This window comes from Streptomyces sp. SAS_270, assembly GCF_052543295.1.
In genome coordinates this window covers 104,476-119,935 of record NZ_JBMNDS010000010.1, presented here as the reverse complement: position 1 = coordinate 119,935, position 15,460 = coordinate 104,476, and the positions used below count along the sequence as shown (strand labels likewise).

Below are 15,460 nucleotides of genomic sequence, written 5' to 3'. Positions count from 1 at the left end.
GCCTTTCTGCGGCGGCCTACCGTCCGGATATGACTCTGACATCTCCGGAGGCCCCCGCCGGGCCCGGGGCGCGTCCGGACCGGCCGAGCATCACCGAGCTGAGGCTCGCCGCCTTCGCCGGGCACCGGCGCGCCAGGTTCCCGCTCGGACCGCTCACCCTCTTCGCCGGGCCCAGCGGCAGCGGCAAGACCGGTGCCCTGCGGGCGTACGAGGCGCTGGCGCGACTCGGCGGCGGCGCCGGACTCCACGAGGTGTTCCCCGACCCGGTCGCGTACGTTCCCGAACGGGCCCGCCCCGACGCCCAGCGGCGCCGCGGCTTCCGCATCGGCTGCACGGCCGACGGCCCCGAAGGACCCGTACGGCTCGACGTCGCCGTACAGGCCGAGCCCGATCTGCGCATCGTGGGTGAGCGGCTGACGGCGGGCGGCCTGGTCCTCCTGGAGACCGCGTTACGGGACCCGGAACGTCCCGTCGTCCAGGCGGCCTGGCACACCGCCGGCCTGCCCCCGGTGACCCGGGGACCGCTTCCCGACGACCGCCTCGGCACCGCGCTGCTGCCGCTGCGCGTCGCGGGCCGCACGGACGGGGAGCGCCAAGTCCTCGCAGCCGCCGAGCAGATGGTGGTCGCGCTGCGGTCGGTCTTCGCCTGCGACCCGGTCCCCGACCGCATGCGCGCGGCCGTTCCGCTCGGTGCGGGACGGCTGCTGCGCGGCTGCGACAACCTCGCCGAAGTGCTGTGGCGCACGCGGTCGGAGTGCAGCCGACGGCACGGGCAACTGGTCGCGGCGGTACGGGCGGGATGCGCCGGGCCGGTCACGGAGGTGTTCGCCGAGCAGTGGGGGGACAGCAGGGTCCGCGCCCTCCTCGACCGGGGCGACGGCATCCGGACACCCCTCGGACTTCTCGGCGACGGGGAGCTGCGATACCTGGCGCTTGCCCTCGTCCTGCTCACCGGCCCCGGAGTACTGGAGGTCGACCAGGCCGGAGAGGTCCCGGCGGCTCTGCAGACACTGACGGTCCTGGCCGACGGCCTCGACCGCGGCCTGGACGTCCGGCAGGCGGGGGAACTGGTCCGGCTGGCGGTACGGATGTGCGAGCGCGGGCACATCCGGCTCGTGGGCACGGTGAGCGATGCCCCGGCGGCGGAGGCGGCCGGGGCGACGGTGGTACACCTGAGGCCGTGACAGAACTGGACGTAGCGAAGCTGCAGCGCAGGCTGGCCGAGTTCGCCGCCGCACGCAACTGGCAGCCCTACCACACCCCCAAGAACCTGGTCGCCGCGCTGAGCGTGGAGGCGTCCGAACTCGTCGAGATCTTCCAGTGGTTGACCCCGGAGGAGTCGGCGCGCGTCATGGACGACGCGGACACCGCGCACCGCGTCACGGACGAGGTGGCCGACGTCCTGGCGTACTTGCTGCAGCTGTGCGAGGTGCTCGGCATCGACCCGTTGTCGGCCCTCGATGCGAAGATCGACCGGAACGAACGGAGGTTTCCGGCACCGGAGGGGCCGTGAAAGGCCGCGAGGGGTCGTGAGGGGTGCGGGTAGCGGGGCGTTGAGTAGCGCCGGGTAGCGGGGCGTTGAGTAGCGCCGGGTAGCGGGGCGGCGAGTGGCGCGGGTAGCGGGGCGGCGAAGGCCTGGCACCTGATTCGGTCACTCTCCGGAGTTACGAAGTTGTCCACACCCGACTTCTTGTCCACAGAATTCGGGCTACCTCTGGCTTTTCGTCGCATGGAAGCTCACTCTGGGTAGTGGACAACGGAGTTCGGGCGGACGCGCGACAACGCGTCGGGACAGAGCGGGGGCAACGCGTGGACGCGATGCGGCTCATCATGGTGAGCAGGGATGCCCTGGCGGGGAGCGGCGACGCACCGGAGGTCATGGCGGAGGTCTGGCAGGCACAGGCCCTGGCCCAGGCGATAGGCAGCCGCTTCGCGGTCTCCGGCCCGCCCGAACTCCGCGGCGAGGCCCTGGGCCTGACCGAACTGGCAGGCAGAGGCTGTGGCGTCCTCGAAGCCTCCGCCGCCGACATCAACACCTTACGAGCCGCCCGGCTCACCGAGTTGGGCGACGCCCGCGAGGTCCTCCTCTGCCTCGGCGGCCTCCTCGGCGAGGTCGGCATAGCCCTGGTCGGCGTCGCCTGCGCCGCGGACGACGAGGCGACGTACTGGCAGTGCATGGAGGCGATCGACGCGGCGGACGAGTCGAGGGACCGGGTCCTGGAGATGCTCAGACGCCTGGCAGCGAGAGACCAGGGGAGGGGCTTCAGCGCGTCCGGGGTTTGAGGGCGGGGGCTCGCGATGTTTCTCCGGAACGCTGCCGACGGCCGTCCGGTGAAGATCGTTCCCTCTGCCTGTGGCGGGTGTGGCGGGTGCGTGTTCCGCTTGCTCGTTGACGATGTCGAGGGCGGAGCCGAGCGGGTGTGTACTGGTTGCGGTGGCCGCGGGTTCATCGCTGATAGCGAGGAGTTCTGGGAGGACGCGGATCCTGGCGAGGCGGGCTGTCCGTGCGGGGGCGAGGAGTTCGAGACGGCAGTCGCGTTCGCCCTCGCCGAGGAGGGGTCGGTCCGCTGGGTGACGGTTGGGCTGCGGTGCCAGAAGGACGGTGCGGTGGGGGTCTATGTCGACTGGAAGATCGACTACGGGCCCACGGATCACCTCCTGACCTTGGTCCAGGTCTGCGGAGCGACTGCACGAACGGGCTGGGGGCCGTCGATGCCTCCGAGCTCGATGACACCGCCCCCCGGATCATCAACAACAAGGGGGAAGTCATGCCGGACCGAAGACTGGAGGCCCCGGTGCGGAGCCACGAAGACGGGAACGGGGGGAGGAGGAGCCCTCTCAGACCTGGCCGACGGAGCCGGCGTCCACCCCCGAGCTCTCGGTCCCCGGCCGCCCCGTAGAGGACTGCAGATCCGCGTCGAGCTGCGACAGGTCCGCGTTCAGTGCCGCCATCAGCTCCTCCATCTGCTGGAGCAGCCCCTTCGGCGGTGCGGGCACGGTCTGCTGCGGCGCGGCTTCTTGGGACATGACGGCCTCCTCGGCCTGTGGCCCCGTGAGAGGGCCGGCGCGGGTGACGCCCCGGCAACCGCCGGCGACGGGATGGCCGGGCGGTCCGGCTCCGCACGAGCCAACGATCATCGCCGACCGCGGTCACTGGCACGGACCCGCTGCGCACACGCGGTTGACGGATTTCACCCGACCGGGGTCGGGAGGGCTCGGCGGGACCGATGGGGTTGACCGGCAGACGACCGTGCAGGATGGATGTATGGACCTTCGAATTTTCACCGAGCCCCAGCAAGGGGCCACGTACGACACCCTGCTCACCGTGGCGAAGGCCACCGAGGACCTTGGGTTCGACGCCTTTTTCCGCTCTGACCACTACCTCCGCATGGGCTCGGCCGACGGCCTCCCGGGGCCCACCGACGCTTGGATCACGCTGGCCGGGCTCGCCCGGGAGACCAAGCGCATCCGGCTCGGCACGCTGATGACCGCGGGCACCTTCCGGCTGCCCGGTGTTCTCGCGATCCAGGTCGCGCAGGTGGACCAGATGTCCGGCGGTCGCGTCGAACTGGGGCTGGGCGCGGGTTGGTTCGAGGAGGAGCACAAGGCGTACGGCATCCCCTTCCCGAAGGAGAAGTTCGCCCGTCTGGAGGAGCAGCTGGCGATCGTGACGGGACTGTGGGCGACCGAGGTGGGCCAGACGTTCAGCCACCACGGCACCCACTACGACCTGACCGACTCGCCCGCCCTGCCCAAGCCCGCCCAGGCGAAGGTCCCGGTCCTCATCGGCGGTCACGGCGCGACCCGCACTCCCCGGCTCGCCGCCCTGTACGCGGACGAGTTCAACATGCCCTTCGCCTCGATCGAGGACAGTGAGCGCCAGTTCGGCCGGGTTCGCACCGCGGCAGAGGAGGCGGGCCGCAAGGGCAGCGACCTGACGTACTCGAACGCAGTGGTGGCCTGCGTCGGCAAGGACGCCGACGAGGTGTCCCGGCGGGCCGCCGCGATCGGCCGCGACGTCGAGGAGCTGAAGGCCAACGGCCTGGCCGGCTCCCCGGCCGAGGTCGTCGACAGGATCGGCCGGTACGCGGAGATCGGCTCCCAGCGGCTCTACCTCCAGATCCTCGACCTCGACGACCTCGACCACCTGGACCTGATTTCCTCCCAGGTCATGTCCCAGCTGTCCTGAGGACCTCCCTGCCAGGATCCCGCCGCTGCACAGGTGTGGGGCCGCAGTGCACGCAGGGGCCGTCGCACCCGGGCCAGGGTGAAATTCCCTGGTCGGCGCGGCGAATATCGCCGCCGCGCCGTCGTTGGCCTGGAAACCCGTGCTCGTTGCTGGCTGGCCTCCCATCGCGCTGTTGCTCTCGGTCGAGTTGCTGGCCCACCGAGTCGGCGGTCTGTCGGAGCATCAGTAGCGGTGGCCAGGGGTGCGACGTCGGTGGGGGAGCTGAGCCGGATTCGGGTGATCCGCTGCTGGAACGGGCTCGGCGCATCGACGCGCGGCATCGGGAGTTCCATCAGCGGCCGGTCTCCGCGGACTCATTGCGTAAGGAGCTGCGGGTCGGCGCGGACGGGGCGAGGCAACTGGTTGCTGTCGTGCGTGCCGATCGCAATGGCAGAGGCGCCAGTGGGTGATGCCTGATTCGGCAAGAGTACCGACTCGGTGCAGGACACGGGCGCGTAAGGAGTTCAAGCCCGGACTCGTCATCAGATAACCATGCACCGGGCGTAGGTTGGGGACTTCACGCAGATCCGCGGTACGCAACCCTACGGAACATCCATCTGTACCTGCACCTCAAGACCTACGCGTCGGCCGCTGAGGTTTCGCCGCAGACCAGCGGCTGGGACTGTCGGCATGCCGATGTACATCAGTAAGCAGTTTCGCGAACGGCTTCATGATCTGCTGCTGGATCACGAGGTAAACCGTGCATCGCCGACAGACACTGAAATGTTTCGGCCGTCGTACACTCCTTGAATCAGGGTCGCGGCGATTCTAAGTCTAATTACCCCACGGATGTCTAGATTGATCGGCGCGGGCTTTCCAAGTGAGACCTTGACAGTCTTGATTAGTCGGTCATCGCCGTAGAACGAAACGTTTGCTGGGAGTCCGCTCGCATCTTCGGAATCGCCAATTCCGACCTGTCCAAGGAGTCTTTTTCCAGTTGCCCCCAGGTTGTATTGGTAGTCGTTGGCTCGCCCGCCGACGCAGAAGATGATGACGCTGTGCGGATAGTCGACCCCGGACATGGCGACGTCCGTCCCGTTGCCGGTTCCCACGGAATTTCCAGCGACGGGCGTCAGGTCAGACAAGTAGTTTTTCAGGCTCGTTTGACCGGCTGACTCCCCTGAGCTTGGGGAGGTCGGCTCGCTGTCTGATGGGCTGGGTGGCTCCGAAGTCGAAGACTGGGAAGTGCTGCGCTGAGAGGGCGCGGGCTCGCCTGCAGACGATTTCGGGGATGAGTCTGAAGATGGGAAAATGAAGAATACCAAGGAGAAGATTAGGGCCAGTACGGCTGCGGCAGCACCGGCGATCGTCCAAGCTGCCACCGATCGATGCCCTAAAAAGCCACCGCCCCCGCCCCCGCCTGTGGACACGTGACGCTCCCTTCCGATTTACCTCGCCGAACCTCAGTGCCACCAAGCCCCTTGCGATGAGCGTAGCGCGTTCCTTTCATGATTCTTTATAGAACGGCGCGATTGGCAGGATCATCAACTTCGCGGCTCGTGTAGCCAACCGTGAATCCGGTGGCGTTCCGAACGCTGGAGGGCTCCGGCTGCAGGTCGTGATCTTGGCATAGGCGTCCGCGTTGTCTTTGATCACCTCGGGATGCTCGCTGAATCAAACCGAGCAGGCCCGCCAGCGAATCCCACGGGACCCCTGGTCGGCCAGGATGACCTCAGCAACTGGCGAGTCAGTACAGCCACCTGCGCCCGTGCGCATTACAGATCACATCATCGTGTGGGTGCACAGCTGATAACCAATGACTTTCAATGGGTAGTGCCGTAGGGGCTGGCAACTGGTGATCCTGGGGGTTTGCGGTCCTTATGAGGCCAGAGCCTGAAAGGTCTACCAACAAGCGAGGTGAAGACCTTGAGAACCTCGGTCGTCGCAGCGGCCGCGGACTACAACTGGGTGGCGCTGTCTACTCGTTGGTGACGTTCCACTGGCCCGTGTTTCCGGAGAATCCGCTGTCCATAGCGAACTGTACTTTGGCGACGGTGGAGTTGGTAGGGACCGCGAAGGTGATGAACCCCAACCCCGTGTCAACGGGTGCGAGGGTGACGCTTCCAGGGAAGCCGGGCCCGGCGGTTGTGTTCTCGTATGTGGCGCCGAACTGCTGGCCCTGGGTATCCACGAGCCGTGCGCCGTTGCTGGAGGAGTCGGAATGACGGCGGTGCCGGTGTTCTTCAGCCGTCTTGCCGCTGGAGCAGCCGACAGCTGCCACGATGAGCCCCGCGAGGATGAATGTGAGGGTGCGGCGCATGAAACCTCCCTCGGGAACTCGGCCCCGGGCAGGACACCCTCCAGGATCCTCTCGGCGGAGAGTTCACGCATCTGGATCAGGTGGCAAAGCCCGAAGTGGATGGATGCTGGCTGCCCCACGACGAATAGGGGACTGAAGAACCGCTCGCAGAGTGTGGCTCCAGGAGCTCGCAGCACGACACAGGGAAGGCCTTGAGCGTTCTCTCGCGCGGCCTGTACGCCGATCACCGGAACGGTCTGGTCACGCAGGGAGGCCGAAGAACTCTGCGAAGGTCACCAAGATGGACCCCGGGATCGCTCCCACGACGGCGGTGGTCGACGACTGCGGGGGCTCGGCGCACTGGCTGAGGTGCGAGAAGGCGATCGCCAAGCCCGCTGATCCGGGGGGAAGTGCCCCGTCCAACGACGCGTCCAACCCGCCCAGGCGCCAGGCTTGTTCTGCTGCTTCCACGGCGGACGGAGCTTCGTGATGTCCGTCGTCGTACTGCTCGTCGATCGTCTTCGCTGCTCTGCTTCCTGGCGATTGTGCCGTATTCATTCCGGTCGTCGGGATGGCGTCAATGGCTCGTCGGCCGTCCGGGTCCGCTTGTCAGGTGCTGATTGAGCCGCTGGAGCGTGGTCCAGGCGCCGGGGTCGGTGCCATCGCCGAGGGGGTAGTGCAGGGCCCTTGCGGTTGTGGGTCCTAGGCGGAGCGGGGTTGGTCCGAGGGGTGGGTTCTCGGCGTGAGTGAGGCCGAGGTTGCGTAGGGGAGCGGGGCCGAGGGTGAAGGACACGGGCAGGGGTGGGGATTCGAGGTGGGGCGTGACGGTCAGGTCGCGTCGTGCGGTGTGCAGGGTGGTGAGCAGGGAGGTGAGGCCGTGTCGGGTGGCGAGGGTTTCGGCCAGGTCCGGGAGTGTGCTCAGGGGAACGGGCTCGTCGGGGCCGTAGCCGAGGGCGAGGGTGGTGTGTTCCTCGATGCCTGCGGGGGTGTGGGTGATGCGGGTGGTGGCGATGGCGGGGCGGTCGGGTGTGCCGATCGCGATGAGCCAGGTGGGGGCCGACTGTTGGGCTCGGGTGCGGGCAAGGTCGGTCAACTGCCGTGTGGACCATGGGAGGTTGATGGGTTCGGCGGTGGACCATCCGGTGGGCGGGGCGCCGGTGAAGTGCTGGAAGGCGGTTTCCAGGGCGGTGCCGAGGAGGAGGTCGTCGGTGGCTCGGTGGAGGGTGCGGAGGGAGAGCCGGAGTTGTCGTTCGCCGGATGCGGTGGGGGTGTGGGCTGGCGAGCGGAATGCATCTGCGATGCGGGTTTTGCCGCCGGTGTCAGTGAGGGGGGCGAAGGCGCCGTCCGCCCAATGGAGTTCGGCGCCGGATAGGCCGTCGTAGTAGCCGGAGTCGGGGTGTTGGACGACCCAGCGGTGGGGGTGGCCGCTCAGGGCGAGACGGGTGGGCAGGGTGAGCCGGGCATGGGGCGGGGTGACGATCTGCAGGGCACGCTCAGTGGCGATGGCGGTGCTCAGGGCGTCGGACAGCCAGCTGGTCATGGGGATGAGCGGGCGGTCCTGGATGACCAGGGCGGCCTGATCGGTGAGGACGTCGACGGCGGGTGGTGTGGCTTCGGCGGCCGGGGCCGCGGTGGTGTCGGTGCAGAGGGAGACGGTGTCGGTGTGGGCGGTCTCGGGGGGCCAGACGCTGCCGCCCAGGACGGTGGCCAGGCGGCCGGCGAAGGAGCCGGCCAGGCGTTCGGCCTCCTCGAAGGCGGTGGTGGCGCGGGCTTCGGTCCACCACAGGGGGATGTCGGGGGCCTGGGTGCGCGGGCCGAGCAGGCGGGTGACCTCGCCGGGGACCTGGAGCAGGAGCGGGGCCTCGACGGACAGGAGCGGGTGTCCGGCGGGAGTGCACAGCTGGGTGACGGCTCCGTCGGCGAGGGTGTTGATGCGCAGGTCGGGGCCGCCCGCGTACAGGCCGGCTAGCACGGTGACCGGATCGGGCATCTTCTCGGTGAGGGCGATGACGTCCTTGGTCACGAGTGTCCGGTCTCTTCGGGGACGCCTGCGAGGGCGGTCTGGATGAGCTGGTGGCGGCGACCGCGGCGGACCAGGGTGCCGCGGCCGGGCGGCTGCGGGGAGGCGTACAGGCCGGGGAAGAGCTGGCCTTCGGTGCGGTCGCCGGTCATGACGAGGGCGGTGGTGCCAGTCTCGCGCAGGGTGGTCAGCAGCGGTTCGTACAGGGCGCGGGAGGATCCCGCGACGCGACGGGCGATGACGAAGTGCAGACCGATGTCCTGCGCGGAGGAGACGTACGGGAGGAAAGGGGCCAGGGGCTGTTGGCCCGCAGTGGTGAGGATGTCGTAGTCGTCGACGAGGATGACGATGCGCGGTCCGGTGAACGCGGGTTCGTCGGTGAGGGCATCCGGGTCGGCCGTCTCCGGCAGTCGCTTCTCGAGTTCGGTGGCGATGCCGGTGGCCAGGGCGGCGGCGAGCTTGGCGTTGTGGGCGTAGCCGCCGCGGTACGGCTCGGGGATGGTGCCGCGCAGGCCGCGGCGCGGGTCGAAGACGCCGAAGACGATTTCCTCGTCCGTGTAGCGGGCGGTGAGCTGGTCGGCGATGAGCTTCAACAGGTTCGTCTTGCCGCATTCGTTGTCGCCGAGGATCAGCAGGTGCTGGTCGGTGCCGAAGAGGTCCAGCACGGCTGGAGCGAGGGAGTCCTGGTCCAAGCCGAGGGGGACACGGGTGGGTTCGGCGGCTGGTGGGGGCAGCCGGGCGGTGTCCAGGTGGGTGGGCAGGACCCGTACGGGTGGGGCGAGTTCGCCGTGCCAGGTGGCGCGGAGCGTACGGGCCGCGTCCTGAAGGGCGTCGCCAAGGTGGGCGGGGGAGGCCTGGCCGTCGATGCGGGGCAGCGCGGTGTGCGCGAACAGCTTGCCGTCGGTCAGGACCCGGCCCGGGGTGTCCGGGCCGAGCGTCTCGGAGAGTTTGCGGTCGATGGAGGAGTCGGCGGGGTCGTTGAGGCGCAGTTCGATCCGACTGCCGAACATCGACTGGGTGGCGATGCGGACGTCGTTCCAGCGCAGCATGCCTGCGACGATGTGGATGCCGTAGCCGCCGCCGCGCTTGAGGAGGTCGGCGATGGACTCGTCCAGGTCGTCGAACTCGTCGCGCAGGGTGCCGAATCCGTCGATGAGCAGGACCACGTCGGTAGAGCCGAGCTCGGTGAGCTTGCCCGCGGAGCGCACGGCGCGCAGTTGGTCGACGGAGTCGATGCCGTGGATACGGAAGAGCTCTTCGCGTTGGTGGAGCATGGTGCGGACCTCGGCGACGGTGCGGGTGGCCCGTTCGTGGTCGTTGCGCGAGGCGATCCCGCCGACGTGCGGCAGCCCGGACAGTGCGGCCAGCCCGCCGCCGGTCAGGTCGAGGCCGTAGACGGCGACCTCGTGCGGAGTGTGGGTGAGGGCCAGGGACAGGGCCAGGGTGCGTAGCAGGATGGTCTTGCCAGACTGTGGCCCGCCGATGACCGCGGTGTGGCCGCCCGCGGTGTTCAGGTCGTGGACCCAGGGTCCCTGCCATTGCCGGGCCGGATCGTCCAGCACTCCCAGCGGCACCCGCAGGACGCCATGGTCGGGGGCGAGGTGCAGACCGCGTGGGGAGGCCTGCACCGGGCCGGCTGCCTGGTTCAGGGTGACTGCGTCGGGGAGCGGGGGCAGCCAGATGCGGCGCACCGGCGGTGCGGCGGTGGTGAGTTGCTCGACCATGGTGGACATGACGGTCGGGCCGGTCTCGCGTTCCCGCATCGTCGGCGGCTCGCCCGTCGTCTGCTGCGCCGCCCCGGGTGCGGTGAAGGCGGGATACGTCCAGACGAGCGGCTCGGCGTCGGTTCTCTCGCGTAGAGAAACGGGACCGCGGTAGGCGCCGGAGACGAAGCCCGCCTTGAACCGCTCGTACGTGGAGGTGTCGACCTTCAGATAGCCGAAGCCCGGCAGCGGCGGCAGGTGGAAGGCGTCCATGGTGTCCAGGACCGTACGCGATTCGTCGGCGGAGAAGGTGCGCAGCCCGAGGCGGTAGGAGAGGTAGGTGTCCAGGCCCTTGAGTTTGCCGGATTCGATGCGCTGGCTGGACAGCAGAAGGTGGACGCCGATGGAGCGGCCTATGCGGCCGATGGACAGGAACAGGTCGATGAAGTCGGGCTTGGCAGTGAGGAGTTCGCCGAACTCGTCGATGACGACGAACAGGTGGGGGAGGGGTTCCAGATCGGGCCGCGCGGTGGCGCGCAGGGCGGCGTAGTGGCCGATGTCGGCGACGTTACCGGCGTCCTTGAGGACCTGCTGGCGGCGCGTGACCTCGCCGGCCAGGCTGGTGTGGACGCGTTCAACTAGTCCGGCCTGGTTCTCCAGGTTGGTGATCACCCCGGCCACGTGCGGGAGTTGAGTGAACGGGGCGAACGTGGCACCGCCCTTGTAGTCGACCAGCACCATCGCCAGGTCCTCGGGAGCGTGCGTGGCGACGAGCGCGAGGACGAGGGTGCGCAGCAGCTCGCTCTTGCCGGAGCCGGTGGCGCCCACGCACAGTCCGTGCGGACCCATGCCGAGTTCGGCAGACTCCTTGAGGTCCAACAGGACCGGTTCGTGGCGGTCGCTCAGGCCGATGGGTACGCGCAGGAAGTCCCGCTCGCCGCGACGCGCCCACAGCCGTGCGAGATCGAGGGCAGCCGGGTCGTCGATGCCCAGCAGACCGGGGAAGTCCACCGGCCCGGCCACCGGGGTGCCCTCGGCGGCGGACTCCGCCGACAGTCGCAGCGGGGCCAGCAGCCGGGCCAGACCCTCCGCGCCCGGCACGCTGACCGTGTCCGCGGTCCCCCGGCCGGGCGGCGCTTCGGGGGTGCGCAGGTCCTCGACGGTGACCTTCTCGCCGTCAACGGTGATCCGCACACTGACTTGGTCCGGTTCGTGGATCTGCTGCTGAAGCAGGTGCAGCACGGTGATCCCCATGTCAGGCAGGCTCACGGCCTGGTCGGGGCGCGGGAGTTCGGCGGCGGCCTCGCCGTGGGCGTCATGGATGACGAGGAGCCGGTCGGTGAGTTGGAGTGCGTTCCGGTCGGCCAGACCGCGGCGTACCTCGGCGGCGTAGGAGGCGCGTCGACGCAGATCCGCCGCGCTCTGGGCGGCGAGCTGGGCGAGGTCCGGCGCGATCCGCCGAGCGGCCGCAGGTCCGTCTTGCCCCTGCTGCTGAGGGTCGAGGACATGGGGCAGCCACTTGGCCCACTCCCACTGCGCCAGCTCGTCACCGGGCACCGCCAGGGCGAATGCCGCGTCGTCCGGCGCGTGCGTGACGGCGGCCTGGATAAGTAGGGCCCTGGCGATGTTGAGTACGCCGTCCCGGTCGCCGACGATGCTGACGTTGCCTGCCCGGTCCAGGCCGGCGGTGAGAGGAATGTCCGGTGCGGTGGAGAAGCGGTGCTGCAGGGCGCGGGCCTCGTTCAGCATGAACGGGTCCGGCGGGGTGAGCACGCCCCCGACCGAGCTCTGCCCGACTACCAGTTCCTGCACCGGCACGTCCCCCACACCGAGGCGCACCCGCAGGAAGTCCGCGTCCGTGCGGCGGCGCTCCCACAACCGGGCCGGGTCGCGCACCACGTCGTACAGGGCCAGTGGCGGTGGGTTCAGCAGTCGCGCGCTGTCCCGCAACTCCCGTTCCAACTCACCGAGTTGCTCGCGCTGCTCCTCGACGTACTCCAGATAGCGTTCGCGCTGTGTGCGCCGGGTGCGGGCCGCCTTGCCCCGCTGGGACAGGAACAGGGCCACCCCGCCGAGCAGGGCCACGACCAGGACGATCGCGCCGAGCCCGGCGAACTGGCTGTTGCGGATGACGGTCATCATGACGACCGAGCTCATCACCCCGGCCATCGGCAGCAACGCGGTCGCCGCTCGGCCACTGCTGCCCTCGGGCAGATTCGGTGGTGGCTCGATGGCGCGCGGCTCGGCGGGGGACAGCGAGCGGGTGGCACGGGCCGGACGGTGGATCTGCTGCTGGGTCATCGCACCCGCACCGCCCGCGCCATGGCCTCGGCTGCGAGCTGGACGGCGGCCTGCTGAGTGGACTGGCCGAGCATGGCGGTGTGGATAGGGCCTCCCTGGGCCAGATGACGGTCGTAGGGCAGCAGCACTACGGCCACTCCGGACTCGCGTAGATGCGCGACGGCGGTCTTCACATCGAGTGTGGTGTCGGGGGAGTTGGCGCTGAGTGCGACCACGGTGGTGGCCAGCGCCGAGTGCGGCAGTTGGGCCAGCCAGTCCAGGACGGCACGGGTGCCGTTCACGCCCTCGGCGGTCAGCGGCGCGACCACCACCCGGGCGTGGGCGGTGTCCATCGCCGTACGCGCCACGTCGCCGGGCAGGCACTCGCAGTCCACCACCGTCACCGCGAAGTAGCGGCGTAGTGCCAGCGTCACGGTGCGATAGGTGCCGACGTCCAAAGGGGCGCCGACCCGGCCTTGGCCGGCCGGCAGCAGCCAGCCCCCATCCGCCACCGGCACGAGATAGCCGGTGACATCGGTGAGTTGCATGGTCGGGGTGAGGATCTGGGCGACATCCGTGCATGCCCAGCGGACCGACTGGGCTCCCAGGCGCACGGGCAGCGTGCCGAGGGCCGTGTCCGCCTCCAGTGCGAGGACCGGGTCATGCCGGTAGTGGTTGAAAGCGCGGGCCAGCAGGGCGGACACGGTGGACTTGCCCACGCCACCCCGGATTGAGGTCACCGCGATGACCCGGCCGGTTGTCACCGGCTGCTGTATCTCCCGTGCCAGCCGGGATTGCTCGGCCACCTCCTGCGATGCCGAGGCGGTCAGCTTGCGCAGGGCGCGTCCTGTGCGGCGGACCGTGGAATCCCCGTGCTGCGGAGCGCCGAGGGCGTGCGCGAGGCGTGGGTCGACGGTGGGGACGGATTCCGGCGCGGCAATCGGCACGCGCGGGTCCCGTACGCCGCGCTGCCGCGGATCTTGTATGCCCTGTGCCCGCGGATCTTGTAGGCCGCGTGGAACCGGCGGACTCGGCGGCTGCGGCAGTTGGTCGGGACCCTGTGCTGACTGGGCCTGTGCGGTGCCCCGGGGATCGGCTGCCACAGGGGCCTGGGGAGTTGCCGCCGGGGGTGGGACGGGGCGAGTGGCGCGCAGGCCGAGGGTCGGCTCAACTCCTGCGGGAGTCCCGCTGCCGAGTTGTCGTACGAGGTCGCGCTGCCAGTCTGGTTGAGCCATGGCACACCCCTACGCGAACGTGTCGAGCAGACGCCCGTACACACCGAACACCCCGAGCACCAACGGGAACAGGGCGATCACACCAACAGACTCCAGCACGTCTCCGAACCTGCGCAGCCGCACCCGTACGTGCTCGGCGGGCCGCGCGGCCAGTACGACCAGGGGCACGAGCGCCAGCACCACCAGCACGGCCAGTGGTCCCGCCGCACCGGAGTGCATCAGCCACACCGAGACCAGACGTACAGCCACCAGCGAGGCCGCGGCCAAGAGCACCACCACCTCGACGGTCAGCGGGAACGCGCGGGCCCGCAGCGCAAGCACCAAGGTGACCGCCACCGCCGATCCCGTTGTCCACACCGAGACCGAACCCAACATCAGCACGCCCGCGGCGGCAGCCGAAACCGCCAAGACCACGGTGGCAAGCGCCAGCCCACGATGGGTGGCCGCCAGTGCCGAGGACACCTGATACCGGCTCACCGACGCTCCGCCCGAACGCCGGTCGTCCAGGCCCGACAATCCGGACGCCATCAACGCAAGCCGCGGCAGCAGCCCCAACACGATGACGGACACCACCGCCGACAAGGCGGCCGCCCGCGCCGTCGGCGACACCGGCCCGCCGCCCGTCTGCACCGCGAGCGCGGCCTCCCAGCACACGAGCGACCCCGCCAGCGCGGCCGCACCCACCAGACCGCCGCGCCCCAACGGCGAGAACCAGCCCAACAACCCCAACGCCACCACCGCGATCGCACCGACCGCGGCCAGCCGCCCCGCCCCCGTCCACGCGTGCGCGTCACCCAGCGACCAGACCCCGAGTACGCCCAGCACGGCGCCCGCGACGATCAGCGTTGCGGCCAGCGGATACTCCTGGACGCGCCCCAACAGGGCACCGCCCAGCGCCGACACGACGGCGAGGGTGATGAGTCCCGCCCCTGCCGAGGCAGAGGCGAACTCGCCCCGGGCAAGCATGCCGGCCACCAGTGCCCAGAACACGGTGGCCGCCCCCGCCACCACCTGCCGTACCTCGGGCCGCCACCGCCACGCCCGCGTATCCAGATCGGCGGCAGCCTCATCGGCGACGTCATGCACCGCTGGGGCCGACGGCGCGTCCTCCGCCCGGACCAGCCGCAACACCGCACCATCGACCACACCGGCCGACTCCAGCGTGCCGTCCAGCGCCAGTGCCGAGCCGTCCGCGCCCACCAGATACCGCAACTCCGGGCGACTGCCCACCTGGTCGTCCAGCAGCCGCATCACCTCGGGCAACAGCAGACCCACCGGCTCCTGCGACGGCAGCACCAGATCGACCCGCCGGCGTTCCCCCACCAAGGTGACCCGGCTCAACGCCGTCCGGCCACGGCCCACAGCACCCGCAGATATCACGCACTCCAACCAATCATCGAGTCATCGTGCCGTCGGGTCATCGGAGTCATCGAGAAGACGTCGCCGCCGACGGCGAAGCGGAGGCCGACGGGGCGGGTGGCGGAGAGGACGGCACCGAAGACCCGTACGCGCTCTTCCCGATCAGCCGATGCGACACGAACGACCACCCCACGCACCCCGCACACAACACCGCTGCGATCACGACCCCGGCCACCAACTTCCCCAGCCGCTCATCGACCGTCCGCCGCTGCCGCTGGGCCCCGAACAACAGAGCGTCCCGCAGCCGTCGGCGCCGCACCGACACCGACTCGAGTAGCTGGCTGTCGTAGTCCTGGGCTGACATGACTCAATTCCGAATTGTTGGTGGCGCGATGA

Annotated in this window: 12 protein-coding genes; 4 read left to right on the top strand and 8 right to left on the bottom strand. The window is 69.6% G+C overall.

Annotated elements, in window-relative coordinates; all coding sequences use genetic code 11:
* Nucleotides 1-29 precede the first annotated feature (29 nt).
* The 3 genes from ACN6LB_RS09835 to ACN6LB_RS09825 all read left to right on the top strand — a co-directional run bounded on the left by ACN6LB_RS09835 (nucleotide 30) and on the right by ACN6LB_RS09825 (nucleotide 2,283).
* Nucleotides 30-1,184: an AAA family ATPase gene (locus tag ACN6LB_RS09835; RefSeq protein WP_445025466.1), complete on the top strand. Its 1,155-nt coding sequence runs from the start codon at nucleotides 30-32 to the stop codon at nucleotides 1,182-1,184.
* On the top strand, nucleotides 1,181-1,513 hold the full coding sequence (locus tag ACN6LB_RS09830; RefSeq protein ID WP_356139802.1) for a nucleotide pyrophosphohydrolase: 333 nt from the start codon (nucleotides 1,181-1,183) through the stop codon (nucleotides 1,511-1,513). Before ACN6LB_RS09835 ends, ACN6LB_RS09830 begins: the two co-directional genes overlap by 4 nt.
* Before the next feature lie 296 nt (nucleotides 1,514-1,809).
* On the top strand, nucleotides 1,810-2,283 hold the full coding sequence (locus tag ACN6LB_RS09825; RefSeq protein WP_356139801.1) for a DUF6099 family protein: 474 nt from the start codon (nucleotides 1,810-1,812) through the stop codon (nucleotides 2,281-2,283).
* A 555-nt stretch (nucleotides 2,284-2,838) separates the two neighbouring features.
* On the opposite strand, the gene ACN6LB_RS09820 is transcribed toward ACN6LB_RS09825, so the two are convergent.
* The gene (locus ACN6LB_RS09820; RefSeq protein ID WP_445025465.1) at nucleotides 2,839-3,027 is read right to left on the bottom strand and encodes a hypothetical protein; all 189 of its coding nucleotides are present in this window, start codon (nucleotides 3,025-3,027) and stop codon (nucleotides 2,839-2,841) included.
* 238 nt (nucleotides 3,028-3,265) lie between these two features.
* Here ACN6LB_RS09820 and ACN6LB_RS09815 point away from each other — a divergent pair, with 238 nt between their 5' ends.
* Nucleotides 3,266-4,189 carry an LLM class F420-dependent oxidoreductase gene (locus ACN6LB_RS09815; RefSeq protein WP_445025464.1) on the top strand — a complete coding sequence of 308 codons (924 nt, stop codon included), beginning with the start codon at nucleotides 3,266-3,268 and terminating at the stop codon, nucleotides 4,187-4,189.
* A gap of 725 nt (nucleotides 4,190-4,914) precedes the next feature.
* Here ACN6LB_RS09815 and ACN6LB_RS09810 read toward each other — a convergent pair.
* The 7 genes from ACN6LB_RS09810 to ACN6LB_RS09780 all read right to left on the bottom strand — a co-directional run bounded on the left by ACN6LB_RS09810 (nucleotide 4,915) and on the right by ACN6LB_RS09780 (nucleotide 15,428).
* Complete coding sequence (locus tag ACN6LB_RS09810; protein ID WP_445025463.1) at nucleotides 4,915-5,280, bottom strand: hypothetical protein; 366 nt, start codon at nucleotides 5,278-5,280, stop codon at nucleotides 4,915-4,917.
* Nucleotides 5,281-6,146: 866 nt separating this feature from the next.
* Nucleotides 6,147-6,488 (bottom strand): hypothetical protein, encoded by a 342-nt coding sequence (locus ACN6LB_RS09805; RefSeq protein WP_445025462.1) that lies wholly within the window; start codon nucleotides 6,486-6,488, stop codon nucleotides 6,147-6,149.
* A 556-nt stretch (nucleotides 6,489-7,044) separates the two neighbouring features.
* Nucleotides 7,045-8,490, bottom strand: coding sequence for a DUF6177 family protein (locus ACN6LB_RS09800; RefSeq protein WP_445025461.1), 1,446 nt, complete (start codon nucleotides 8,488-8,490; stop codon nucleotides 7,045-7,047).
* Complete coding sequence (eccCb, locus tag ACN6LB_RS09795; RefSeq protein WP_445025460.1) at nucleotides 8,487-12,491, bottom strand: type VII secretion protein EccCb; 4,005 nt, start codon at nucleotides 12,489-12,491, stop codon at nucleotides 8,487-8,489. The genes ACN6LB_RS09800 and eccCb overlap by 4 nt, the downstream gene beginning before the upstream one ends.
* The gene (locus ACN6LB_RS09790) at nucleotides 12,488-13,417 is read right to left on the bottom strand and encodes a nucleotide-binding protein (RefSeq protein ID WP_445025459.1); all 930 of its coding nucleotides are present in this window, start codon (nucleotides 13,415-13,417) and stop codon (nucleotides 12,488-12,490) included. Before ACN6LB_RS09790 ends, eccCb begins: the two co-directional genes overlap by 4 nt.
* A gap of 297 nt (nucleotides 13,418-13,714) precedes the next feature.
* Complete coding sequence (gene eccD, locus ACN6LB_RS09785; protein WP_445025458.1) at nucleotides 13,715-15,046, bottom strand: type VII secretion integral membrane protein EccD; 1,332 nt, start codon at nucleotides 15,044-15,046, stop codon at nucleotides 13,715-13,717.
* 85 nt (nucleotides 15,047-15,131) lie between these two features.
* On the bottom strand, nucleotides 15,132-15,428 hold the full coding sequence (locus ACN6LB_RS09780) for a hypothetical protein (RefSeq protein WP_445025457.1): 297 nt from the start codon (nucleotides 15,426-15,428) through the stop codon (nucleotides 15,132-15,134).
* Nucleotides 15,429-15,460 lie beyond the last annotated feature (32 nt).

What these genes read in the sequence shown, in the direction of transcription:
- ACN6LB_RS09835 (WP_445025466.1), top strand. Translation starts at nt 30, where the DNA reads ATGACTCTGACATCTCCGGAGGCCCCCGCCGGGCCCGGGGCGCGTCCG.
- ACN6LB_RS09820 (WP_445025465.1), bottom strand. Translation starts at nt 3,027, where the DNA reads ATGTCCCAAGAAGCCGCGCCGCAGCAGACCGTGCCCGCACCGCCGAAG.
- ACN6LB_RS09815 (WP_445025464.1), top strand. Translation starts at nt 3,266, where the DNA reads ATGGACCTTCGAATTTTCACCGAGCCCCAGCAAGGGGCCACGTACGAC.
- ACN6LB_RS09805 (WP_445025462.1), bottom strand. Translation starts at nt 6,488, where the DNA reads ATGCGCCGCACCCTCACATTCATCCTCGCGGGGCTCATCGTGGCAGCT.
- eccCb (WP_445025460.1), bottom strand. Translation starts at nt 12,491, where the DNA reads ATGACCCAGCAGCAGATCCACCGTCCGGCCCGTGCCACCCGCTCGCTG.
- ACN6LB_RS09780 (WP_445025457.1), bottom strand. Translation starts at nt 15,428, where the DNA reads ATGTCAGCCCAGGACTACGACAGCCAGCTACTCGAGTCGGTGTCGGTG.